This is a genomic window from Streptomyces sp. NPDC093064 (assembly GCF_044754605.1).
Classification (GTDB): Bacteria; Actinomycetota; Actinomycetes; order Streptomycetales; family Streptomycetaceae; genus Streptomyces.
This window is the reverse complement of sequence record NZ_JBIVPK010000009.1, coordinates 71,556-93,888: the sequence shown is the minus strand read 5'-3', so window position 1 is coordinate 93,888 and position 22,333 is coordinate 71,556. Positions and strand designations below refer to the sequence as shown.

General features: G+C 73.6%; 18 protein-coding genes and 1 pseudogene. 8 read left to right on the top strand and 11 right to left on the bottom strand.

What is annotated here, in order from left to right; genetic code table 11:
- Positions 1 to 48 precede the first annotated feature (48 nt).
- Entirely contained in the window at positions 49 to 1,260 is a 1,212-nt protein-coding gene (locus ACIQFZ_RS13810) for an amidohydrolase (protein WP_383056347.1), read from the top strand.
- A gap of 54 nt (positions 1,261 to 1,314) precedes the next feature.
- On the opposite strand, the gene ACIQFZ_RS13805 is transcribed toward ACIQFZ_RS13810, so the two are convergent.
- The 4 genes from ACIQFZ_RS13805 to ACIQFZ_RS13790 all read right to left on the bottom strand — a co-directional run bounded on the left by ACIQFZ_RS13805 (position 1,315) and on the right by ACIQFZ_RS13790 (position 7,493).
- Positions 1,315 to 2,502, bottom strand: coding sequence for an amidohydrolase (locus ACIQFZ_RS13805; protein WP_402691274.1), 1,188 nt, complete (start codon positions 2,500 to 2,502; stop codon positions 1,315 to 1,317).
- Positions 2,503 to 2,558: 56 nt separating this feature from the next.
- Positions 2,559 to 3,197 (bottom strand): GntR family transcriptional regulator, encoded by a 639-nt coding sequence (locus ACIQFZ_RS13800; protein WP_365416742.1) that lies wholly within the window; start codon positions 3,195 to 3,197, stop codon positions 2,559 to 2,561.
- 119 nt (positions 3,198 to 3,316) lie between these two features.
- A complete protein-coding gene (locus ACIQFZ_RS13795) occupies positions 3,317 to 6,445 on the bottom strand; it encodes a sacsin N-terminal ATP-binding-like domain-containing protein (RefSeq protein ID WP_402691273.1) in 3,129 nt (1,042 codons plus the stop codon).
- A 121-nt stretch (positions 6,446 to 6,566) separates the two neighbouring features.
- Positions 6,567 to 7,493 carry a DUF3027 domain-containing protein gene (locus ACIQFZ_RS13790; protein ID WP_383056354.1) on the bottom strand — a complete coding sequence of 309 codons (927 nt, stop codon included), beginning with the start codon at positions 7,491 to 7,493 and terminating at the stop codon, positions 6,567 to 6,569.
- 1,157 nt (positions 7,494 to 8,650) lie between these two features.
- Here ACIQFZ_RS13790 and ACIQFZ_RS13785 point away from each other — a divergent pair.
- From ACIQFZ_RS13785 to ACIQFZ_RS13770, 4 genes are all read left to right on the top strand, one after another.
- Entirely contained in the window at positions 8,651 to 10,084 is a 1,434-nt protein-coding gene (locus ACIQFZ_RS13785) for an MFS transporter (protein ID WP_365774969.1), read from the top strand.
- A 79-nt stretch (positions 10,085 to 10,163) separates the two neighbouring features.
- Positions 10,164 to 10,637, top strand: coding sequence for a DUF2771 domain-containing protein (locus ACIQFZ_RS13780; protein ID WP_383056357.1), 474 nt, complete (start codon positions 10,164 to 10,166; stop codon positions 10,635 to 10,637).
- Positions 10,607 to 11,365, top strand: coding sequence for a futalosine hydrolase (locus tag ACIQFZ_RS13775; RefSeq protein ID WP_402691272.1), 759 nt, complete (start codon positions 10,607 to 10,609; stop codon positions 11,363 to 11,365). The genes ACIQFZ_RS13780 and ACIQFZ_RS13775 overlap by 31 nt, the downstream gene beginning before the upstream one ends.
- Entirely contained in the window at positions 11,362 to 12,216 is an 855-nt protein-coding gene (locus ACIQFZ_RS13770) for a 1,4-dihydroxy-6-naphthoate synthase (protein ID WP_383056361.1), read from the top strand. Before ACIQFZ_RS13775 ends, ACIQFZ_RS13770 begins: the two co-directional genes overlap by 4 nt.
- A gap of 27 nt (positions 12,217 to 12,243) precedes the next feature.
- Here the strand turns inward: ACIQFZ_RS13770 and ACIQFZ_RS13765 are convergent, their stop codons facing one another.
- The 3 genes and pseudogenes from ACIQFZ_RS13765 to ACIQFZ_RS13755 form a co-directional block, all read right to left on the bottom strand.
- Entirely contained in the window at positions 12,244 to 12,627 is a 384-nt protein-coding gene (locus ACIQFZ_RS13765; RefSeq protein WP_361412651.1) for a cold-shock protein, read from the bottom strand.
- Between the two features lie 196 nt (positions 12,628 to 12,823).
- Positions 12,824 to 13,507: pseudogene (locus tag ACIQFZ_RS13760) on the bottom strand (BTAD domain-containing putative transcriptional regulator); the annotation flags it as partial.
- Between the two features lie 12 nt (positions 13,508 to 13,519).
- Positions 13,520 to 13,873, bottom strand: a complete 354-nt coding sequence (locus tag ACIQFZ_RS13755) for a winged helix-turn-helix domain-containing protein (RefSeq protein ID WP_402691271.1) — start codon at positions 13,871 to 13,873, stop codon at positions 13,520 to 13,522.
- 439 nt (positions 13,874 to 14,312) lie between these two features.
- On the opposite strand from ACIQFZ_RS13755, the gene ACIQFZ_RS13750 reads away from it, so the two are divergent.
- Entirely contained in the window at positions 14,313 to 14,564 is a 252-nt protein-coding gene (locus ACIQFZ_RS13750) for a hypothetical protein (RefSeq protein ID WP_365416756.1), read from the top strand.
- On the opposite strand, the gene ACIQFZ_RS13745 is transcribed toward ACIQFZ_RS13750, so the two are convergent.
- Together ACIQFZ_RS13745 and ACIQFZ_RS13740 are read right to left on the bottom strand one after the other, a co-directional pair.
- A complete protein-coding gene (locus ACIQFZ_RS13745) occupies positions 14,540 to 15,187 on the bottom strand; it encodes an HAD family hydrolase (protein ID WP_365416758.1) in 648 nt (215 codons plus the stop codon). The genes ACIQFZ_RS13750 and ACIQFZ_RS13745 overlap by 25 nt on opposite strands.
- A 91-nt stretch (positions 15,188 to 15,278) precedes the next feature.
- Entirely contained in the window at positions 15,279 to 16,274 is a 996-nt protein-coding gene (locus ACIQFZ_RS13740; protein WP_376652078.1) for a hypothetical protein, read from the bottom strand.
- 117 nt (positions 16,275 to 16,391) lie between these two features.
- Here ACIQFZ_RS13740 and ACIQFZ_RS13735 point away from each other — a divergent pair, with 117 nt between their 5' ends.
- Positions 16,392 to 19,067 (top strand): helicase-associated domain-containing protein, encoded by a 2,676-nt coding sequence (locus ACIQFZ_RS13735; RefSeq protein WP_402691270.1) that lies wholly within the window; start codon positions 16,392 to 16,394, stop codon positions 19,065 to 19,067.
- 54 nt (positions 19,068 to 19,121) lie between these two features.
- Positions 19,122 to 20,768, top strand: a complete 1,647-nt coding sequence (locus tag ACIQFZ_RS13730; RefSeq protein ID WP_365416763.1) for a DNA repair helicase XPB — start codon at positions 19,122 to 19,124, stop codon at positions 20,766 to 20,768.
- On the opposite strand, the gene ACIQFZ_RS13725 is transcribed toward ACIQFZ_RS13730, so the two are convergent.
- On the bottom strand, positions 20,723 to 21,913 hold the full coding sequence (locus tag ACIQFZ_RS13725; RefSeq protein ID WP_402691269.1) for a glycosyltransferase 87 family protein: 1,191 nt from the start codon (positions 21,911 to 21,913) through the stop codon (positions 20,723 to 20,725). The two genes, ACIQFZ_RS13730 and ACIQFZ_RS13725, sit on opposite strands and share 46 nt — an antisense overlap.
- Before the next feature lie 17 nt (positions 21,914 to 21,930).
- On the bottom strand, positions 21,931 to 22,116 hold the full coding sequence (locus tag ACIQFZ_RS13720; protein ID WP_402691268.1) for a hypothetical protein: 186 nt from the start codon (positions 22,114 to 22,116) through the stop codon (positions 21,931 to 21,933).
- Between the last annotated feature and the right edge of the window lie 217 nt (positions 22,117 to 22,333).

Here is a 22,333-nt window from a genome sequence, read left to right as displayed (position 1 = left end):
GAACCGCCGTACCGCGCAACAGAACCGCGCAACAGAGAGGTGACAACCGTGTTGATCCGTGACGTCCGCCCGTGGGGTGGCGAGCGCAGCGACGTCGAGCTGTCCGGCGATCGCATCGCGGCGATCCGCCCGCACGACCCGGCCGCGCAACCGGCCGGTGAGGTGGTGGAGGGTCGCGGCCGGCTGTTGCTGCCGTCGTTCAGCGACGTGCACGTGCACCTGGACTCCACCCGGATCGGCCTGCCGTTCCGGCCGCACACGGGCGGCCCGGGAGTCTGGACGATGATGCTCAACGACCGTGAGAACTGGCGCACCGCGGAGGTTCCCCTCAAGGAGCGGGTGGCCGGCACGCTGGAGCGGATGATCGCCCGCGGAACCACCCGGGTGCGGTCGTACGCCCAGGTGGACGTGGACTGCCAGCTCGAGAAGTTCGACGCCGTGGTGGCCGCGAAGGAGAAGTTCGCCGGGCAGGCCGACGTCCAGATCATGACGTTCCCGCAGGCGGGCATCCTCCGCGAGAAGGGCACCGTCGACTACCTGGAGGCCTCGCTGAAGGCGGGCGCCGAGGTGATCGGCGGCATCGATCCCTGTTCCCTCGACCGGGATCCCAAGGGGCACCTGGACGTCGTGTTCGGGCTGGCCGAGAAGTACCAGGTCGAGGTGGACATCCACCTGCACGAGCCGGGTCATCTCGGGGTGTTCTCCACCGATCTGGTGCTCGAGCGCACCCGGGCGCTGGGCATGCAGGGCAAGGTCACGATGTCCCACGCCTACGAGCTGGGTTCGATCTCCGAATCGGTGAGCCGCCGCATCATCGACGACTTCGCCGAGCTGGACGTCGCGATGGCCACCGTGGCGCCGCCGGACCGCGGACAGCTGTCGCTGGTGGCGCTGACGGAGGCGGGCGTCCGGGTGGGCCTGGGCGAGGACGGCCAGCGCGACTACTGGAGCCCCTACGGCAACTGCGACATGCTCGACCGCACCTGGCAGCTCGCCTTCACCAACAACTTCCGCCGCGACGAGCTGATCGAGATGTCGCTGGCGGTCGCGACCGTCGGCGGCGCCTCGATCATGAGCCACGACGTCGCCCGGCCTGCCGGGGTCGCCGACCGGCCCGGTCTGGCCGTCGGCGACCGTGCCGACCTGCTGCTGGTCGACGGCGAGACGCCGGCCAGCGCGGTGATGGACCGCGGCACCGACCGCACCGTCCTGCACGACGGCCTCGTCGTCGCCGACCAGTTGGCCCTGGTACGCCACTGAGCCCGCGAACGTCATTGCCCTGAGAGGTGGGAACCTCTCAGGGCAATACGTCATCTAGACAAGCAACTCGCCGCTCTGGACCACCACTCGCCCGCCGGACATCACGAGTTCACGGCGAGGTGCCCGCATCAGAGCGTCCTGCACGTTCTCGGCATCGACCAGCACGACGTCCGCGGGTGCGCCCGCCGCGAGGTCGTGGCTGCCCCGGTGCACGAAGCCCGCCGCGCGGGTGGTGGCGAGTTCCACCGCGTAGGCGAGGTCCTCGTCGGTCCGCATGCCGTGCAGCCGCGCGAAATCCAGGGCCACGCGCAGCAGATCACCGTCGCCGAACGGCGACCACAGGTCGCGGATCCCGTCGGTGCCCAGCCCCACCGGCATCCCCCGGTCCCGCATCCCGCGCCAGGGCAGTGGCGCCATGCGCACCGGGGCGACCGTCGACCAGGAGACACCGGCCTCGGCCAGCTCGTCGAGCAGATCGGCCTGCCGCTCCGGCGGCAGCTCCCCGAGGGCGAAGCCATGGGAGACGTTGACCTTCCCCCGCAGCCCCGCGCGGCGCGTGCGGTCGGCGATGAGCTCGAACTGGAAGGCGCCCAGCGCGCCCGCGTCGTGCAGGTGGATGTCGATACCGACGCCGCGCCGCTCGGCGATGTCGAACAGCCCGTCGAGCTGCTTCACCGGATCGCGGTCGATCGCCGCCGGGTCGAGTCCGCCGATACTGGTCGCACCGTTCGCCGCCGCCTGGTCCAGCAGGTCCAGGACGCCGGGCCGGCGCACCACCCCGTCCTGCGGGAACGCGACGATCTCCACCTCGATCGCGCCGCCGAGTGCGTCCACCGCCTCGCGGACGGCGTCGATGCCCCGCAGGCCGACTCCGAGGTCGACGTCGACGTGGCTGCGCACCGCGGTGACGCCGTGCCGCAGGAACTCCCTCAGCACCGTGAGGCTGTTGGCCGCGCTGGGAATGCCGAGCGCGTCCCGCTCGGCTCGCTCGTGCGCGATCCGTCCCAGCGTGGTGGGCTCGCCGCCGTAGGGCACCCAGGGCCGGCCCCACCAGCTCTTGTCCACATGGGCGTGTGCGTTGATGAAGCCGGGCAGGGCGAGCAGTCCGCCGCCGTCCGCCCGCTCGCCGGGTCCGCTCGCGACACCGGCGGGTACCAGATCGCGGATCTCCCCACCGGAGACGACGATGTCGACAGCCTTCATGCCCCAGGGTCGGACATTGGTCAGAATCAGATCAGCCATTCAAAAATGGTATACCGAAGCGCGGGGGCTGGACCCTGACCACCCGGCCGCGGGGATCAGTGGTGATGGGCGTCGATCGCGAGCCGGCTGTTCTCCAGGTGCTTGGCGACCAGTTCGTCGACGAGCGCGACGTTCCGGTCCGCGATCGCGGCATAAAGGGCCTCGTGCTCCCGCGCGATCGCCATGAGGTCGTCGTGCTGTCCCAGCAGCCACCGCAACCGGCTGCGGAAGGTGCTCTCCAACTCGCTCAGCAGCTCGTTGGCGGCCATCGACGTGACGGTCTCATGAAAGTCCGCCGCCGCACGCCGGGCGCGAACGCCATCCCCCGCACAGGCGGCTTTCAGCTCTTCTTCCAGGTTGGAGCGGAGCCGGTCGAGGCCTGCGCGGTGGCGCCGTTGAGCGGCGAGCCGGAAGGTCAGCGCCTCCAGGGCCCCGCGGACCTCGTTCAGATCCGCGATGTCGGATGACGTGAACTCCCGGACGACCGCCCATGTCCGCGGCCTCGGCGTGACCAGACCCTCGGCGACGAGCACGCGCAGAGCATCGCGAACGGGCACTCTGCTCACGCCCATCTGCGCCGCCAGCTCGCGCTCGACGAGCTTGCTCCCGGGCTTGCGAACACCAACGAGAATGTCGTCCCGGAGCTGCCGCGTGACCCGCTCGGACTCCGGCTGGAACTCCCCAGACCCTGCCATGCCCACCAGTGTCCCACGGGGAGCGCGACTATTTGGTATACGGGTCTGGGTTCGACGTGGCGCAGTCCGCCGCGGCGCGTCGGCCACTTTGCCACGGCGGACTACGCGGCGGAGGCTACTCAGTCGAACCAGCGGTCCCGGGCCAGTTCCTCCGTTCGGGACGGGTCCTCCAGAAGTGCCGCGACCTCGAAGCGGCGCGGCCACTGGCCCGACGCCCAGGCGAGGCCCGCGGCCACGCCCTCCAGGGTGGCGGCGTGCAGGACGCCGTCGGACGTCAGCCGCCAGTCCAGCTCGGTTCCGTCGACGACCAGTTCCTCGTGCTCGACGTAGGTGCGCGGGGTGCGCGGGCCGAGCAGCACCCGCACCGGCTCCGGTACGTCGTGCTCGGTGCCCTCGGAGTCGATCCCGCCGGTGACGGACTCGCTCAGCCGTCGCACCTGGAACAGTTCGGCCAGCTCGGCGGCCAGCGCGGGCCGTACGGGCAGCAGCGGGACACCCCCGGTGAACGGCAGCAGGTCCGGGGAGTCGCACACCACGGCGTCGGCGGCGTCCACGACCTCCACCCGGCCGTCGATCACGGCCCGCACCTCGTCCGGCAGGGTCACCTGGTCCGGATCGAGTTCGGCCAGCGCGCCGTACAGGGCGTGCAGTTGGGCGGAGGTCACGGGACGCTCGGGGTCGGCGAGCCGTTCCAGCAGCTCCGCGGCGCCGCCCGGTTCCTCCAGCAGGGCGGCGACGCTCGTGCGCACGCCGAGTGCCCGCAGCACCTGCTCGTCGTCGAAGCCGGCGGCGTCGGCCTCCTCGTACAGGCCGCGCAGCAGCGGATCGGACCCGGCGGCGCGCAGACCGGCCGGGCGGCGCCCGCCGAGCACCGGGTGCCCGCGCAGCCACCAGGCGGTGTACGGCCGGACGATCTCGTGGGTGCCGTCGGGCAGCAGGATCCGCACCGGCTGGGTGAGCGCGTCCCGCAGCGGCGGCCGGGCGAGCAGCGCGAGGGCCTGGGGCCACTGGTCGTCGTCGACGAGGTCCAGATCACGCACGGCGACGATCTCGGTGGCGACCGGCGGCACGGGGGTGTCCGGGAACCGGTCGAGCAGGTCCTCGCACCACACGTCGACCGCGTCGAGCAGCCCGGGGTCGTCCGGCTCGAGGAAGTCCCCTTCACGCGGATCGAGTTCGTCCGGGTCGAGGACGACGTCCGTGGCCCGCACCAGGGCGAAGTTCGCGAGCACACCGCACGCGGCGAGCGGCTGCTCACCCCACTTCCCGGCCAGCTCGGCGTCCACGGCCGGGAGTTCGCCCTCGCGCATGAGACGGGCGAACGGGCCGCCGGGGAGGACGAGTTCGCCGGCCGGGGCGAGTTCGCCGTCCTCGTCGGGCAGAGCGAGCGCGCCGAGCCAGGGCTCGTCGCCGGGGTCGAGTCCGGCGTCCCTGACCAGGGCGAGGACGGTGTCGGCGAGTTCCTCGGCGTCCGGGGTGTCCTCGTCCCATCCGCCGGTGTCCTCGTCGAGGGAGGCGGCTACGGCGGCCCGCACCTGCGGGGTGGTGAGCACGGCACGCGGCGTCGCGGGCAGAGACCCGAGCTTCTCCAGGAGGGGATGCACGGCGTCCGGGTGCGCGACCTTCAGACCGAGCCGGGCCAGCACCTCCGGGTCGGTGAGGGCGGCGCCGGCCACGGGCAGCAGGACCTGCCGGGGCCCGATGGTCGTACGGCTGTCGGCCAGCGGCACGGGCAGCCCGGAGAGCCGGTCGGGGTCGACGCCCGCGAGGCTGTCGTAAAGCCGCCGCCACCAGTCGGGCTCCTTCTCGAGGCCGGCCAGCCGGTCGACGGCGTCGGTCAGCGGAAGGCGGGCCACGCCCAGCGTGCGCAGCTCCACGCGCCGTTCGAGTCCGGCGGGCAGCAGGGTGGGCAGCACCTCGGCGAGGACGCGCACGGTGTCGGCGCCCGCGCCCTCGATCACCTCGGCGTCCCGGGGGCGGAGGGATTCGGGCAGGTCGGAGTCGTGGTCCTGGTGGCCGGCGGCTACGGCCGCGGGGGGCAGGAAGGAGGTGCGCGGCAGCCGGTCGAGGATGGCCTGCCGCAGCGCGCCGTCCAGTTCGCCCTTGCCCAGCGGGCCGGGCACGAGGCCGATGATGCCCTCGGTCACCGGCCGCCAGTCGGCGAGGAGTTCGGCGTAGGCGTCGGCCGCGCGCTGCACGAGGAAGTCGGTGAGCGGGCCGGGCGCGGCGTGGCGGCGGGTGCTGTCCAGCGGGAACGAGGCGATGAGCAGGGCCGGCACGCCGAGGGGTTCGTCGCTGGGGGTGGGGGCGTGGACGACGGGGCTGGTGCGGGGGCCGGCCGGGGTGCCGTCGGCGTCCACGGGGACGGCCCAGGTGACCGACCAGTGCGGGCGAAGGCGTTCCTCCACCGGGCGGTCGGCGAGGAGTTCCGGGGTGAGCGGGCCGTGCGCGCCCGCGGTACGCCAGCGGGTCGTGCCCTCGCGGGTGTCCTCCACGACCGTCAGGGCGCCCTCGGTGCGGCGGCGCAGAGTGCGCGGCGCGGTGTCGCCGATCTCGACCACGACCTCCTCGAGCCCGGGCAGGGCGAGGAGCAGGGCGTCGTCCACGGCGTGCAGGAGGCGTTCGGCGAGGTCGGCGGCGGCCGCGTCGCGCAGGCGCAGGATGACGACCGTGTCGTAGGGGTCGGGCGCGGTGCCCTCGGCGGCGAACGGCAGCCGCAGCAGCGGTACGTGTCCTTCGCGGCGGCGGATCTCGTCGCCGAGGCCGGGGCTGTGCCGGGCGGTGTCCTCCGCCAGCGCGCGGGCCTCGGCCAGCGACCACCGGACACCGCCGTGCCGGCCGACGACGGCGGGCTCGTCGGTGACGGCGAGGACGGCGGCGAAGCCGACGCCGAAGCGGCCGACGGCGCTGTCGCGGGCGTCGCGCTTGGCGGAGGCCCGGAGCGTGGACAGCGACTCCACGCCGGCCGCGTCGAGCGGGGCGCCGGTGTTGGCGGCGAGCAGCACGTCGTCGCGCAGGGTGAGCCGCAGCCGGCCGGGCACGCCGGCGCGGGCGGCGGCGTCGGCGGCGTTCTGCGCCAGCTCGACGACGAGCCGGTCCCGGTAGCCGCCGAGGACGAGGTCCTCCTCCGCGTTGGCGTCCTCGCGGAACCGGGCCGGGCTGGTGGCCCAGGCGTCCAGCACACCGCGCCGCAGGCGCGCGGTCCCGAACGGATCGCCTCCGGCGGACGGCTGCACCAACATGCTCACGTTCACTCTCCTCATCGGCGTGACGACGAAGGTACCGCGCGTGGGAGAGGTCATTCGCCCGACGGACGGACCGGACCGGACCGGACCGGTCGCGGGGCGGGTCCTGGTCGCGGGGCAGGTCCTAGGAGTGCCCCAGCTCGGCGGTCTCGTCGTCCCCGGTCACCGGCACCGAGCCGGAGTCCTGTGCCGGACGCAGCGGGAAGGGGTCCACGCGCGTCTCGTCGATCACCGGCGGGGGCGGCTGCGGGGGCTTGGGCATCACCGCGGCCTCGGAGTGGCCGCCGCAGCCGTACGTCAGGGAGACCACACGGCCGTCGGCCGGGGAGAACTCGTTGGCGCACACGCCGAAGGCCTGGCCCAGCGAGCCGCCGAGCGGCACCAGGAAGCCGCAGCTCACGCAGGCCGCCGGGGCTGCTTGGGCCATGGGCGTCTTCGCGCCGTAGCCCTCCTCCCAGCGGTCGGCGGCGACGTGCAGGCCGTAGCGGGACAGGACGCGGGCGCGGCGCATGCCCAGCTCCTGGGCGAGCGCGGAGATCGAGCCGCGGGACGGGACGGTGGACAGGGTCCTCGGCGGGCCCGCCGTGACCTCGGCGTCCTCCGCCTCCGCCAGCTCGGCCATCTCCTGGGAGACCGCGGCGTTCGGCGCGGGCTCGTCCTCGCCGGAGTAGCCGGGCTCCAGGCGGAGGTCCTCGGCGTCGGTGGGCAGCAGGTCGCCGGGGCCCATGTCGCCCGGGCGCAGGCGCTCGCTCCACGGCACCCACTCGGGCGCGAGCAGCGCGTCCGGGCCGGGCAGCAGGACGACCTCGTCCAGGGTGACGATCTTGGCGCGCGAGGCGCGGGCCACGGTGACGGCCCAGCGCCAGCCCCGGTATCCGAACTCCTTGCACTCGAAGAAGTGCGTGACGACCCGGTCGCCCTCGGAGAGCACTCCCGCGTGCTCGCCGACGACGCCGGGCGCGGCCGCCTCCTCGGCTGCGCCCCGGGCGAGGTCGACGGCCTCGGCGCACAGGCGGTCGGGGGTGCGGCTTCGCGTGGTCGCTGCGCTCACAGGTATCGCTTCTCTCCTACGCCGTCTTTCGGGTGCGCCGGCCTGAAGGCGGCGGGGCGGACGGAGCGGACCCTGGGACCGCGTCGACGTCCGCGCCCGATCGCGCTCGGGCGCACCTACGTCATCCATTCTGCGGTATGCCCGTAAGGCGCGCGGTCGAGAACGTTCGCCACGGCGCGCTACGCACGCTACCTTCTCGTCGCCGCTCGACCTACACCGACGTTGTCTTCACCGCGCCGCGCCCGAACTTTCCCACCCCACCAACACCGCCCCACCCGCAACAAACCCACCACCAAAGCCACGAGCCCGTTCCCGAGCAGGTCCCGCGGGGCTGGGGGCAGCCGCGGCCGGGCTCAGCACCGAGCACGCCCCGCCGGGCCGGAGGGCGCCGTGGCCGGGCCCACGGCGCCCCGCACCGAGCACGCCAGGGGGCAGCCGCACCGTCCACTGAGACGTCCGGCCCACGCCGGAGGCGAACCACCGGCCCAGGCCGCCGCAGCCGGCCTGGCAGAGCCGCCAGGGGCCAACCGGCCCGAGCCGCCGTAGCCGGCGTGGCAGAGCCACCGGGCCCCGGCCGAACCGGGCCACCGAGGCCCGCGACCGAGCAGGCAATTCGCGGCGCCGGCCGAACGTGCCCGGCAAACGACGCAACGATGCCCGCCACCGCGAACCCGGCCGAGTCGGGTGCGAGGACGGCCCCACCATCGCGAGCACGGCCGAGCCGGGAGTCGGCGACTGCCCCGCCGCCAGGAGCGCCGGACCGCGAGCTCCGCACCGAGTACGCCCGAAGGGCAGCCATGGCCGGCACCGCCCCGCCGCCGCGAGCACGGCCGAGCGGGCCAGGGAGCACTTCGCCGTCAGGAGCACAACGTGTTCCGGGGCCGAGACCGCCCCGCCATCAGGAGCGATGCCGAGCCCAGAGGCACGGGACCGACCGCCACCGCAAGCGCGACCGAGGCCGGGGCTCGAAAACACCCCGCCACCGCAGGCGCGACCAAGTCCCGGACCCGAAAAAACCCCGCCCCCGCAAGCGCGACCGCGTCAAGGTGTCGTGGGTGGGGACTGTCGGGGCCGGGTGGGTGCCTTAGGGGTGTCTGGTTGGTCGCATCCGGGCCGCCAGGGCGCTACCGGTGCCGTTTCCGGGGCAGTATGACGGGGTGGCAGCCGCGAGAACGCCCCCGGGAACCACCGGCGTCGGTGGGGACAAGGGGGTCAAGGGGAGCATCCGGGGCAGCGGTTCGGGCCGGTTCGGCGGGTCCGTCCGCGCGGTCGGGCGTGCCCTGCATCTGCCCGTGACCGGAGCGGTCCGCGGCATCCGCAGGGCGACCAACGCCCACGGCGCCGGCGAGTCCGGGCTCGGCCGGCTGATCGAACTGCACGCGGTGAACGGCGCCGGCGACGTCATGATCACGGTGGCGCTCGCCTCCACCGTCTTCTTCTCCGTGCCCACCGACGAGGCCCGCGGCCGGGTCGCGCTGTACCTCGCGATCACCATGGCGCCGTTCACGGTCCTCGCGCCCGTGATCGGCCCGCTCCTCGACCGCCTCCCGCACGGCCGCCGCGCCGCGATGGCCGCCGCGATGCTGGCCCGCGCCCTGCTCGCGCTGATCATCGCGGGCGCCGCCGCCAGCGGCAGCCTGGAGCTGTACCCGGCGGCCCTCGGCGTGCTGGTCGCCTCGAAGGCGTACGGCGTGGTCAGGAGCGCCGTCGTACCCCGGCTGCTGCCGCCCCGGTTCTCCCTGGTGAAGGCGAACTCGCGGGTGACCCTCGGCGGGCTGCTCGCCACCGGCGTGGCCGCCCCCATCGGCGCGGGCCTTCAGGCCCTCGACTCGCACTGGCCGCTCTACGGCGCCTTCGTGATCTTCGTCGCGGGAACGTTCCTGTCGTTCGCCCTGCCGCCGAAGGTCGACTCGGCCAAGGGCGAGGACCGGGCGCTGCTCGCCGCGGACGAGCAGCACCTGCGCGGTCCGCGCCGCAAACTGCTGAAGCGTCCCGGCCTGCGTACCGTCGGCACGGCCGTCACGCACGCCCTCGCCGCGAACGCCGCGCTGCGCTGCCTGTCCGGGTTCCTGATCTTCTTCCTCGCCTTCCTGCTCCGGGAGCACCCGCTGACCGGCGAGAGCGCGGCGGTCTCGCTGGGCATCGTGGGCGTCGCGGCGGGCGCGGGCAACGCGCTGGGCACGGCGGTCGGCGCCTGGCTGCGATCGCGGGCACCGGAGATCATCATCGTCACCGTCGTCGCGATCGTGCTGGGCGCGGCGGTCACGGCCGCGGTCTTCTTCGGCGCGTTCCTGGTGGCCTGCCTGGCCGCGATCGCCGGATTCGGGCAGGCGCTGGCCAAGCTGTCCCTGGACGCGCTGATCCAGCGGGACGTGCCCGAGCCGGTGCGGACCTCGGCGTTCGCCCGCTCCGAGACTCTGCTGCAGGTGGCCTGGGTGCTCGGCGGCGCGATCGGCATCGTGCTGCCGCTCAACGGCGTGCTGGGCCTGTCGGTGGGCGCCGGGCTCGTGGCGGCCGGCTGGCTGCCCACCGTCCGCGGTCTGCTGGCCTCGGCCCGGCACGGCGGCGCCGCGCGCCCCCGGGTGGCGTGAGGCCCGCGCCTCACGGCCATCTGCCACGCCCGCACCCCCGCGTGGGCGGGCAGGCGGGCGCGCCCGATAGCCTTCGGCCATGACCACGCTGCATTCCGCCGTGCGACGCCGCCGCGCCGTCGCCGCTGCCGGTGCCGTTTCCGCCGGACTGCTCGTCCTGTCGGCCTGTTCCAAGCCGACCCCTCTGTCCACGATCACCGTCGGCAGCTCTTCCGTGAGCTCGGAAGCCAACTGCTACAACGACGGCAACGCGATCAAGACCGCGGACCTGGCCAGGTGCCTCAAGTCCAAGGACATCAAGACGATCAAGGTCGACCCGGACGAGACCGTGCGCTTCGGGGTCGACCCGAAGATCGCGGACACGGGCTGGACCATCCTGATGAACGGTCAGCCGCTGACCGACTCCAGCACCAAGACCTACCGCACGATCCCGGGCAGCGTCTTCTTCAACGCCCAGTACGGCGCCAGCGGCAACTCGACGCTGGTCTCCATCAAGGAGGGCGAGAAGGACGTACGAGGTCTGTGGTCCTTCAAGCTGACGAAGAACTCCTGACCACGTCCGCGCCACGCGTCCTGGTCGCCACCGCGGTCCCCGTCGAACGGGACGCGGTGGCACGGGCGTTCGCCGGGTCCGCGGGTGAGGAGCCGCTGCGGCCACTGCCCGGGGCGGCCGTGCGCCGGATCCCCGGGCCGCCCGCCGTCGACCTGATCGCCGCCGGGGTCGGCCCCGCCCTCGCCGCCGCGACCACCGCCTCCGCCCTGACCGCCGCCGCGCTCGCCGGCGCCCCCTACGACCTCGTCGTCTCGGCCGGTATCGCCGGCGGCTTCGCGCCCCACGCGCCCGTCGGCTCGCTCGTCGTCGCCGACGAGATCACCGCCGCCGACCTGGGCGCCGAGACCGGCGACGGATTCCTGCCGGTGACCGAACTCGGCTTCGGCACCGTCACCCACCGTCCGCCCGAAGCGCTCGTACGGGCGATCGCGGCCGCCGCCTCGGCCCGTACCGGCACGGTGCTGACCGTCTCCACGGTGACCGGCACCGCCGCCCGCGCCGACGCCCTGCGCGCCCGCCACCCCCGCGCCCTCGCCGAGGCCATGGAGGGCTTCGGCGTCGCCGAGGCGGCCGCCGCGCACCGCGTCCCGGTGCTGGAGGTGCGCGCGGTCTCCAACCCGGTCGGCCCGCGCGACCGGGCCGCCTGGCGCATCGGCGACGCCCTGACCACCCTGACCGAGGGCTTCGGGAAGCTCGCGCCCGTCCTCACGAGTTGGAAGATTGCATGAGCCCTGACAGCAGCCGACTGCGGATCGCCTACTCCCCCTGCCCCAACGACACCTTCGTCTTCGACGCGCTCGCCCACGGCCGCGTCCCGGACGCGCCCGACCTCGACGTCACCTTCGCGGACATCGACGTCACCAACGGCATGGCCGAGCGCGGCGAGTTGGACGTGCTGAAGGTGTCCTACGCGGTGCTGCCGTACGTCCTCGGCGAGTACGCGCTGCTGCCGTGCGGCGGCGCGCTGGGCCGGGGCTGCGGGCCCCTGGTGCTCACCAAGGAGCCGGACGCCGACCTGACGGGCCGCACGGTCGCGGTGCCGAGCGAGAAGTCGACGGCGTACCTGCTGTTCCGCCTGTGGGCCGCGGACGTCGTCCCCGGCGGGGTGGGCGAGATCGTGGTCATGCCGTTCCACGAGATCATGCCGGCCGTGCGGGACGGGAAGGTCGACGCCGGTCTGGTGATCCACGAGGCGCGTTTCACCTACCGGAACTACGGCCTGCACAAGCTCGCCGACATGGGCGAGCACTGGGAGCGCACCACCGGGCTGCCGATCCCGCTCGGCGCGATCATCGCCAGGCGCTCGCTGGGCGAGCGGACGCTGACGCGGCTCGCCGACTCGATCCGTACGTCGGTGCGCGCGGCCTGGGACGACCCGGAGGCCTCCCGGCCGTACGTCATGGAGCACGCCCAGGAGATGGACCCGGCCGTCGCCGACCAGCACATCGGGCTGTACGTCAACGAGTTCACCGCCGGCCTCGGCGAGGACGGCTACGCGGCGGTCCGCGGGCTGCTCACGCGTGCGGCGGCCGAGGGGCTCGTACCGCCCCTCGGCCCGGACGCGCTCGCTTTTCCCTGACTCCCTGACCTTGTCAGCCCCGTCGGGTCATACGTCCAGTTGGTCGGCGACCGCGCGCAGCAGTCCGGCGACGTTCTTGCCGGACGTCTTGTCGGGGTAGCGGCCGCGCTCCAGGGTCTGCGCGACGCCCTCCAGGAGGGTGGTCAGGTCCTGCACGATGGAAGCCAGTTCGTCCGGCTTCTTGCGCTGGGCGGCGGCGACCGAGGGGGTCGGATCCAGGAGCGTCACGGAGAGGGCCTGGTCGCCGCGCTGGCCGGCGACCACCCCGAACTCCACCCGCTGCCCCGGCTTGAGCGCGTCCACTCCGGCAGGGAGCACCGAGGAATGGACGAACACGTCGCCGCCGTCGTCGCGGGAGAGAAAGCCGAAGCCCTTCTCAGCGTTGAACCATTTGACCTTGCCGGTAGGCAAAGCACGCACCCCATCTCACCGGTCAGCCGAACCACAGTTGCCGCAGGTCAGGCTATCTAGCGCTCGCTCGTGCCTGCCGTTGTCCCGAAGCCTCCCCAGCTCTTTACCCGCCGTCAAGCCCGCCCACTCCAGTCGGCCGAACCTGGCCGATCGGCGTGCGCGCGCTCGCTCGGGGGCGAGGGAGACAGGGGATATCTCAGCACATGAGGGGGCGGCTCCGGCAACCCGTATTCGCGGGCGGTGACGGCACCCGCACGGCGCACGCGGCGGCGCCCTGCGCCGCCGGCCCGCGGTCCCCGGACACCTCGATGCCCGCCCTGCGCAGGGTGTCCTGACAGTGCGGCAGCGAGAAGGGCGTCCTCCGGTGTCCGAAACGGTTCGTCGCCCGCGAGATCCACCGGCACCGGTGGCCGGCCGCGAGTGCGCGGGCCGGCCACCGCGGGCGTCGCCCGGATGCGCTACGACAGCGCGGAACCGTGGCCCGCGGGGCCGTCCGCTCGCCGTTGTCGGCGACCAGCGTGCGGGCCGCCACCAGGCGGAGGGCGTCCTCGCTGTTCCAGCTGAGGGCCGCCGCCCGCATCGCCTCGACGTTGGGCGGCAGGTCGAGGCCCAGGTCCTCGGCGAACAGGGTCTGGCAGCGCTTGATCGCGCTGAGGGCGCTGGCGGCGTCGCCGTCGATGCAGTGCACCGCGGCCAGGAGCTCCCACAGCCGCTGGCGGTAGGGCGCTTCGGCGATGATGCTCTCGATCCGGTAGGAGAGCGTCTCGGTGCGGCGGGCGAGTATGCAGCTGGTGAACAGGTCCTGGTAGGCGTCGAAGCGCGCGTTGTTGACGCCCGCGACGTGGGCGTTGAACCACCGCGTCGGCGGCAGGTCCTGCCCGAACGGGCCGCGTCACCAGGCCAGGGCTCCCTCCAGGACCCCGGCCGCCGGCTCCGCCTCACCGCGCAGCAGCAGATTCCGGCCACGCCGTGCGGCCAGCGTGAACTGCGCCAGGTCGAACTCGTCGGGCGTGACCTCCAGCCCGTAGCCGCTCCGGCCGCCCCGGTAGGTCCGCACCCGGCAGCTCGGGCCCGGCCGTGCCTCGTCGAGGTCCCGGCGCAGGGCGGTGAGATGGCTCCGAATGTTCGCCGCGGCCGAAGTCGGCGGGTCGTCCCATAATCTTTCGGCCAGTTCGGTGATCCCTATGGGCTGCCCGGGCCGAAGCAGGAAGGCGGTCAGAATCGCACGCCGCACCGGCGATGCCATCTCGACGTTTCCCTGGACCCGCAGTGGGCCGAGAATCCTATTTGTTTAATTGTTAACCATATCGGGGAGGCATTCTCAAGACCGCGGCCAACGGCCTTCCCCCTTCACGTCGGCGCGAGGTCGACACTCCCTCGTCATTACCCCACCGAGACTGGCCGAATTTCGCAGCGCAACGCGCGCCACTACGGCAGGTGAGCGTCCGGCCATCAATGGAACTGCCGGGTAATTTTCCACCAAGGCAAGCAGACGTTCAGCATGCGCGTATCACGAAAGAGAGCTATGTCCGGAGCGATTGCGAAATCATTCCCTCTTGCGACAAAACTCCGGTCCGGTTCGAATATGCCGGGGTCGTCCACCGCTGCCGACCGCCCCGCTGACGCCCGCTCCATGGTCATCCGGGGCTCTCGGCGCCCGCGCACCAGGAACTATCCTTGGTGGCGTGCGTGACAATACCCGAACGAATTCCGCCGCAGCCGGCGACCGGCTGGTCCGTGCAGGTGCCATCGTCTTCTTCGTCGGTGCGCTGGCCACCGCGGTGACGGTGGCGCCGCTGTTCCTCGGCGCGAAGCCCTTCCCGACCTACATGTTCGGCCTGAGCATGCTCATGGGCGTCGGCTTCCTGATCGCCGGTGCGGGTGTGCTCCGGTCGATCGCGGCGGGCCGCCGTCAGGCGCGCGGCGACTCACGGTAGCGGCTGAAAAGCGTGCGGTTGGCCGCGAGCCAGTCCGGGAACGCGGTCAGATCCGCGAGCACGACATCCGCGCCCGCCGCCCGCAGTTCCCCCTCGTCGCACGGTCCGGTGGCCACCGCCACCGACAGCGCGCCGGCCGCGCGGGCGCCCCGTACGTCCCCGACGTGGTCGCCGACGTACACCCGGGCGCCGTACTCGCGCAGCGCCTCGGCCTTCCGCTCGGCCCACAGGTCGCCGATCACCGCGTCCGGCTCGATGCCCAGGTGCTCCAGGTGCAGCTTGGCGTTCGGCTCGTACTTGGCGGTGACGACGATCGCCCGGCCGCCGCCCTGCCGCACGGCCTCGATCGCCTCGCGGGCGCCGGTCAGCGCGGGCGTGGCGGAGACGGCGATCGCCGGGTACAGCTCCCGGTACAGATCCCCCGCCGCCTCCACCCGCTCGGCCGGGAACCAGTTGACCAGCTCCTCCGCGAGGGGCGGACCGAGCCGCGTGACCGCCAGGTCGGCGTCGATGTACGTCCCCGTCCGCTCGGAAAGCTCCAGGTAGCAGGCGCGGATGCCCGGGCGGGAGTCGACGAGGGTCATGTCGAGGTCGAAGCCGACGGTCAGCGGGCGAGAGGTCATACGGGCCATTGTGCCCAGGGGCCGGAGTCGCAAGACCTCCGGCCCGTGTGACGTACAACTACCTCCGGCGCCTCCGGCACCGCGAGCGCGGCTACGTCCGCCGCTGCGAGCGCCACGCCAGGAACAGGGCCGACAGCACGGCCGCGGCCCGCACCACCCACGGCCAGGTCTGGGAGACCGCGTCGTTCATGTGGCCCTCGGCGATGGGGGTGCCCCAGCGGTCGTCGGTACGGCCCCACAGCCAGACCACCCCGGCGGCGAGCGCCAGGCCGGGCATGCCGACGACGGCCCACTTGGACTCCGCGCGGGTCAGCCGGCGGGAGGCGTAGGCGATGATCCAGCCGAGCAGCAGCGCGTACCAGTTGCCCAGGACCGCGCCGACCACCAGCAGTCCGGCCGCGAGCAGCAGCAGCGGATTGCTCCGGCCCGCCATCAACGGGGGCAGCGCGAAACGGCGGCGCCCGGCGGGCGCCTCCGGCTCGGCCGCCTCCACCGGCTTCGCAGTGCCGGCCGCCTCGGGCGCGGGCTCCGCGTTGGCGGATTCCTTCGACGGCGGGGGCTTGAGCAGCTCCGGGATCTCCACCCCGCCCATGAAGCCGGGCACGTCGTCACCTGTCCCCAACGGGCTCTGCTCCACGCGCCACCACTCGGAGGCGGCCGCCGCGCCGCCGAGCTCGTCGGCGCTCGCCAGGTGCGGCGGGGCCGGGCCGTCGGACGCCACGGGCCCCGCCGGCGGCTGCGACGGACGCGGCCGCGGTACCACCTTGCGCAGCCCCTTCGGGCGCGCCGGCTCCACCTCCGGTTCACGCTGCGCGGGCACGGCCGGGGCCGCTGCCCGCGATCCGCCCCCGCCGGAGCCGCCCGCGGCCGCGGCCGCGACGACGGCGGCGGGACTGCCGAGCCCGTCGATGATGCGGCGGACGGCGGCGGGACTGTCCACGGCGGCCTTGGCGCGGCGCCGGTCGATCTCGTTGCGCAGCTCCGCGACCAGACGCATCCGCGTGGCCGAGGACAGCTGGCGTTGCTGAGCGACGTCCCCGACGCGGCTCAGATACTCGTAGACGACCTGATCGCTCTCGATCCCCACGAAGCCCCTCCGGGGTGGCTGGCCGATGACCCCGTTGGACGACGGTACCGTCTTCGGCGCGGTGCCCGGTGCCCTGTACGGGGCCGGGCGCGACACTCACCCGGTACCGTGAATCGGATGAGCAGCGATGAGAAACCGGCGGCCCCGCGTTCGCTCGCGGAAGCGCTCCGCGCGCGCGACGACGCCTCCCTGGCCGCGCTCCTGCGCAGCCGCCCCGACCTCATCACCCCGGTCCCGACCGACCTCACCCAGCTCGCCACCCGCGCCGGAACCCGCGCCTCGGTGGTCCGCGCCCTGGAGCGGCTGGACCGGTTCGCCCAGCAGACGGCCCAGGCCCTCGCGGTGGCCGGCGACCCGGCCACGTACGGCGAACTGCTCGGCCTGATGGCGTCCGACGCCCGCGATCCCGTCGTCGCCGCCGCGCTGCCCCGCGCCCTGGGCACCCTGCGCGAACAGGCCCTCGTCTGGGGCGGCGACGACCGGCTGCGCCTGGTGCGCACGGCACGCGAGCTGCTCGCGCCGTCGCCCCAGCACCCGTCCCCGACCGGGCTCGGACCGACGGTGCGGGAGGCCACGGCGGGCATGTCGCCGGGGCGTATCCAGGAGATCGTGGCGACCACCGGACTGCCCTCGACCCACGACTCCGTCTCGGCCGTCGCCTCGCTCACCGAGCTGTTCACCGACCGCCGGCGGATGTCCGCGCTGCTCGCCGGGCTGCCCGCCGAATCCCTCGAGGTGCTGGAGCGCCTGGTGTGGGGTCCGCCCTACGGCCAGGTCACCCCCGACCCGGCGCCGCGTCTGCGCCGGCTGCTGGACCGCGGACTGCTGCTGCCCACGGCGCCCGGAACCGTCGTCCTCCCCCGCGAGGCGGCCCTGCACCTGCGCGCGGGCCGCGCCCACCGCGCGCCCGAGCCGGTGCCGCCGGCCGTGGCGGCCGCCGCGACCCACGGTCCACAGGTTGTGGACGCCACAGCGGCCGGGCAGGCGTACACCGCCCTGGCCACCGTCGAGGAACTGCTGCGGGACTGGGACGAGGGCGGCCCGAACGTGCTGCGCGCGGGCGGACTGAGCGTGCGCGACCTCAAGCGCACCGCCGTCGCCCTCGACGTGCCCGAACCGGTGGCCGCCTTCTGGGTCGAACTCGCCTACGCGGCCGGTCTGCTCGCCTCCGACGGCGAGGCCGACGAGCGGTACGCGGCGACCCCGGCCTACGACGAGTGGCTGGAGCGGCCCGCCGCCGAACGCTGGGCCCACCTCGCGGCGGCCTGGCTGGCGGCCACGCGGACGGCGGGTCTGATCGGCGGGCGGGACGCCAAGGACCGGACCCTGTCCACGCTCGGCCCCGGCCTCGACCGCTCGGCGGCACCGGAGGTACGGCACCGGGTGCTCACCCTGCTCGCGGGGCTGCCGCAGGGCGCCGCACCGGCCGGTGAGTCGGTGCCGGCCCGGCTGCGCTGGGAGCACCCGCCGCGCGAACCGCGGCAGGAGGACGACCTGCGCGGCCGCCTCGCCAGGTGGACGCTGTCCGAGGCGGAACTGCTCGGCGTCACCGGCCGGGGCGCGCTGTCCGCACACGGGCGCGCGCTGCTCGGCGCGTCCGCACCGGCTCCCGCGGAGGCGGAGCCCGAGCCCGGGACGAACCCCGCGGGCGAGGGCGGGCACGGTCCCGCCGCACGCGCGATGGCGGCCACGGGCGCGGCCGGGGCCGCGCCCGCGAGCCCCGGGGACAAGCTGCCCGTCCACAAGCACCACCGGCCGGAAGGAACCCCCGGAACCCCGGAACCCCGGGCCCCTTCCACGCCTATCTCCCCCCTCTCTCCCATCACCCCCGTCGCCCTCGCCTCCGCCGCCGAACAAGCCGCCGCGGCCCGCGTCCTCGCCCCGCTCCTGCCCGAGCCCCTGGACCACGTCCTGCTCCAGGCGGACCTGACCGCGGTCGCGCCCGGACCCCTGCGGCGTCCGCTCGCCGAGACGCTGGGCGTGCTCGCGGACGTGGAGTCCAAGGGCGGCGCGACCGTCTACCGGTTCACCCCCGCCTCCGTACGCCGCGCCCTCGACGCCGGCCGCACCGCCTCCGACCTGCACGCCTTCCTCACCGCGCACTCCCGTACGCCGGTGCCGCAACCGCTGGCGTACCTGATCGACGACGTGGCCCGCCGGCACGGCCATCTGCGGGTCGGCGCGGCCTCGGCGTACCTGCGCTGCGACGACGACGCGCTGCTGAACGAGATCCTCGCCGACAAGCGGTCCGCCGCGCTGCGCCTGCGCCGCCTCGCGCCGACCGTGCTGGCCGCGCAGGCCGACCCGGCCACGCTCCTGGAGGGCCTGCGCGCGATGGGCTACGCCCCGGCCGCCGAATCCGCGGCGGGCGACGTCCTCATCACCCGCGCGCACTCCCACCGCACCCCGCCGCGCACCGCCCCCGAACCGGTCCCGGAGGGCCCGCCGGCCCCGGACGCCACGCTGCTGTCCGCAGCGATCCGCGCGATCCGGGCGGGCGACCTGGCCTCCACCGCCCCGCGCAAGCCGACCGCGGCCACGCGGGAGGACGGCGACCTGCCCCGCACCGGCTCCGCCGAGACCCTCGCCACCATGCAGGCCGCCGTCCTCACCGGCGAAGCCCTGTGGATCGGCTACGTCAACGCCGAGGGCGCCGCCAGCCAGCGCGTCATCGCGCCGATCCGCGTAGAGGGCGGCTTCGTCACCGCGTACGACCACACCGCGGACGAGGTCCGCACCTACCCCCTGCACCGGGTCACGGGGGTCGCCGAGCTCGCGGACGACCAGCCGTGATCCGCCTCGGATAGGGCACACTGGACGTTTGACCACACGGAAAGGGCGCTGCGCGTGAATGGTCCCCTGATCGTCCAGTCGGACAAGACCCTGCTTCTCGAAGTCGACCACGAGCAGGCCGACGACTGCCGCCGGGCCATCGCGCCGTTCGCCGAGCTGGAGCGGGCACCCGAGCACATCCACACCTACCGGGTCACCCCGCTCGGCCTGTGGAACGCGCGCGCCGCCGGGCACGACGCCGAGCAGGTCGTCGACGCCCTCGTGCAGTACAGCCGCTACCCCGTGCCGCACGCGCTGCTCGTCGACATCGCCGAGACGATGGACCGCTACGGACGGCTGACCCTCAGCAAGCACCCGGCTCACGGCCTGGTCCTGACCACCACCGACCGGCCGGTCCTGGAGGAGGTGCTGAAGTCCAAGCGGATCGCCCCGCTGGTCGGCGCCCGCATCGACCCGGACACGGTGGCCGTGCACCCCTCCGAGCGCGGGCAGATCAAGCAGACCCTGCTGAAGCTGGGCTGGCCCGCCGAGGACCTCGCCGGGTACGTCGACGGCGAGGCGCACCCGATCGAGCTGCGCGAGGACGGCTGGGCGCTGCGGCCCTACCAGAAGCAGGCCGTGGAGAACTTCTGGCACGGCGGGAGCGGTGTCGTCGTCCTGCCCTGCGGGGCCGGCAAGACGCTGGTCGGCGCAGGCTCGATGGCGCAGGCGAAGTCCACGACGCTGATCCTCGTCACGAACACCGTCTCGGCCCGGCAGTGGAAGCACGAGCTGGTGAAGCGGACCTCGCTGACCGAGGACGAGATCGGGGAGTACAGCGGGACCAGGAAGGAGGTCCGCCCGGTCACCATCGCCACCTACCAGGTGCTGACGACCCGGCGGAAGGGGATCTACCCCCACCTGGAGCTGTTCGACTCCCGGGACTGGGGACTGATCGTCTACGACGAGGTGCACCTGCTGCCCGCGCCGGTCTTCAAGTTCACCGCGGACCTCCAGGCCCGGCGGCGGCTGGGACTGACCGCGACCCTGGTGCGCGAGGACGGCCGCGAGTCGGACGTGTTCTCCCTGATCGGCCCCAAGCGGTTCGACGCGCCCTGGAAGGAGATCGAGGCGCAGGGCCACATCGCGCCCGCGGACTGCGTCGAGGTCCGGGTGAACCTGACCGAGTCCGAACGGCTGGCGTACGCGACGGCCGAGACGGAGGAGAAGTACCGCTTCTGCGCGACCACCGCCACCAAGCGGAAGGTCACGGAGGCGATCGTCCGCCGCTTCGCCGGGCAGCAGATCCTCGTCATCGGCCAGTACATCGACCAGCTCGACGAGCTGGGCGAGCACCTGAACGCGCCGGTGATCAAGGGCGAGACGTCCAACGCGCAGCGCGAGAAGCTCTTCGACGCCTTCCGTGAGGGCGAGATCAGCGTGCTGGTGGTCTCCAAGGTGGCGAACTTCTCCATCGACCTGCCGGAGGCCACGGTCGCCATCCAGGTCTCGGGCACCTTCGGCTCCCGCCAGGAGGAGGCCCAGCGCCTCGGACGGGTGCTGCGCCCGAAGGCCGACGGCCACCAGGCCCACTTCTACTCGGTGGTCGCCCGCGACACCATCGACCAGGACTTCGCCGCCCACCGCCAGCGCTTCCTGGCCGAACAGGGCTACGCCTACCGGATCATGGACGCCGACGAACTGCTGGCGGAGGAGGCCTGACCCTCCCGGGTCCGGCCGGACCGCCGTCTGCGGAACTCCAGCGCCACCGCCATGAGCAGGACCAGCCCCAGCAGGGGGTAGGGCGAGGCCAGGGGCTGCTGCCACCAGGACAGGTGCAGTTCCATGCCCTTGTTGGGGACCATCCACAGGGTGCGGGCCGTGAACAGGACCACGGTGACCGCCGCCCAGACGCGGCGGCCCTCGGCCAGGAGTACGGCGATCAGCGGGACGCACCACACCCAGTGGTGGGACCAGCTGATCGGTGAGACGAGCAGGGCGGTCAGGCCGGTCAGCAGCACGCCCCACCGCTCCTGCCGCACCCGGCACGCGAGCCACAGTCCGGCGGCGGCCACCGCGACGGCGGGCAGCATCCAGGCGAGTCCGGGCGACGGCTCCCCCAGCAGCCGGGCGACCAGGCCCTGAAGCGACTGGTTGGCGATGATCCACGGCTTGCCCACCCGGTTGGTCTCGAACAGGCGGCGCGTCCAGTAGTCGACGCCGGCCGCGGGCAGCACGAGTGCCCCGACGGCGACCGTCCCGGCGAACCCGGCCACCGCCGCTGCCGCCTCGCGGCGCCGCCCCCGCAGCAGCAGGTACACGATGAAGAGGCCCGGGGTGAGCTTGATGCCGGTCGCGACACCGATCAGGAGACCCTTGCCACGGGCTCCGGGCGGCCGGGTCAGGTCCCACAGGACCAGGCAGACGATCGCGAGGTTGATCTGCCCGTACACGAAGGTCTGGAAGACCGGTTCGAGCCAGACGGCGAGTGCCGTCGCGGCACACACCAGCGGGAGTCCGGCCCGGTGGCCGGAGAGCCGCGCGGAGAGGTGGACGAGCCAGGCGAGCAGAAGCGCGTTGCCCGCGAAGAACGCCGCTTTCAGGGCCACGGCGGGAAGCCACACCGTCGGCACGAACAGCAGGGCCGCGAACGGCGGGTACGTGGCCGGCAGCCGTCCCTGCGTGACCGTGAAGCCGTAGAGGTCGCGGCCGTGCACCACCGCCGAGCCCTCGGCCTGGTAGACCACCGCGTCGGGCATCTGCACCCGCTGCACCGCGAACAGGACCGCGAGGGCGGCGAGGGAGACGGCGAGGACGGCCAGGGCAAGTGCCGCTGGTGACCGGAGTATCACCTTCCGTGCTGTCACGGACCGACCCTAGTTGCTCACTTGTGGCGTACGCCCGCCTCCTCGCCGTACTCGCCGAGGACGACCACGTCGAACAGGGCGCCCGCCAACACCTTGACGGCGTGCAGGGCGTCGCCCAGAACGTGATGACGGGGGCTGTCCTGGACAGCCGTGGCACCGGCCGGCCGGGCGGCGGGAGCGGGGTGGATGGTTGCTGCGCTCATGTCTTCATGGTGGATCCGGGGGCAGAGGACTGGCATCGGTCTGCGGACCGGGCCTTCCTGGCCCCGGGTACCCCTCTGGAGGGACTTCCGACCCTGCGTCCGGCGGACGCGAACCCCTAGGGGTTGGCGATCACGGCACCCAGGCGGGCGCGGCGCAGGGAAAACCGGTTGGCTTCCGCGCCCAGCCGCGCCCTAGAATCCACCCTCTTGCCCGCCT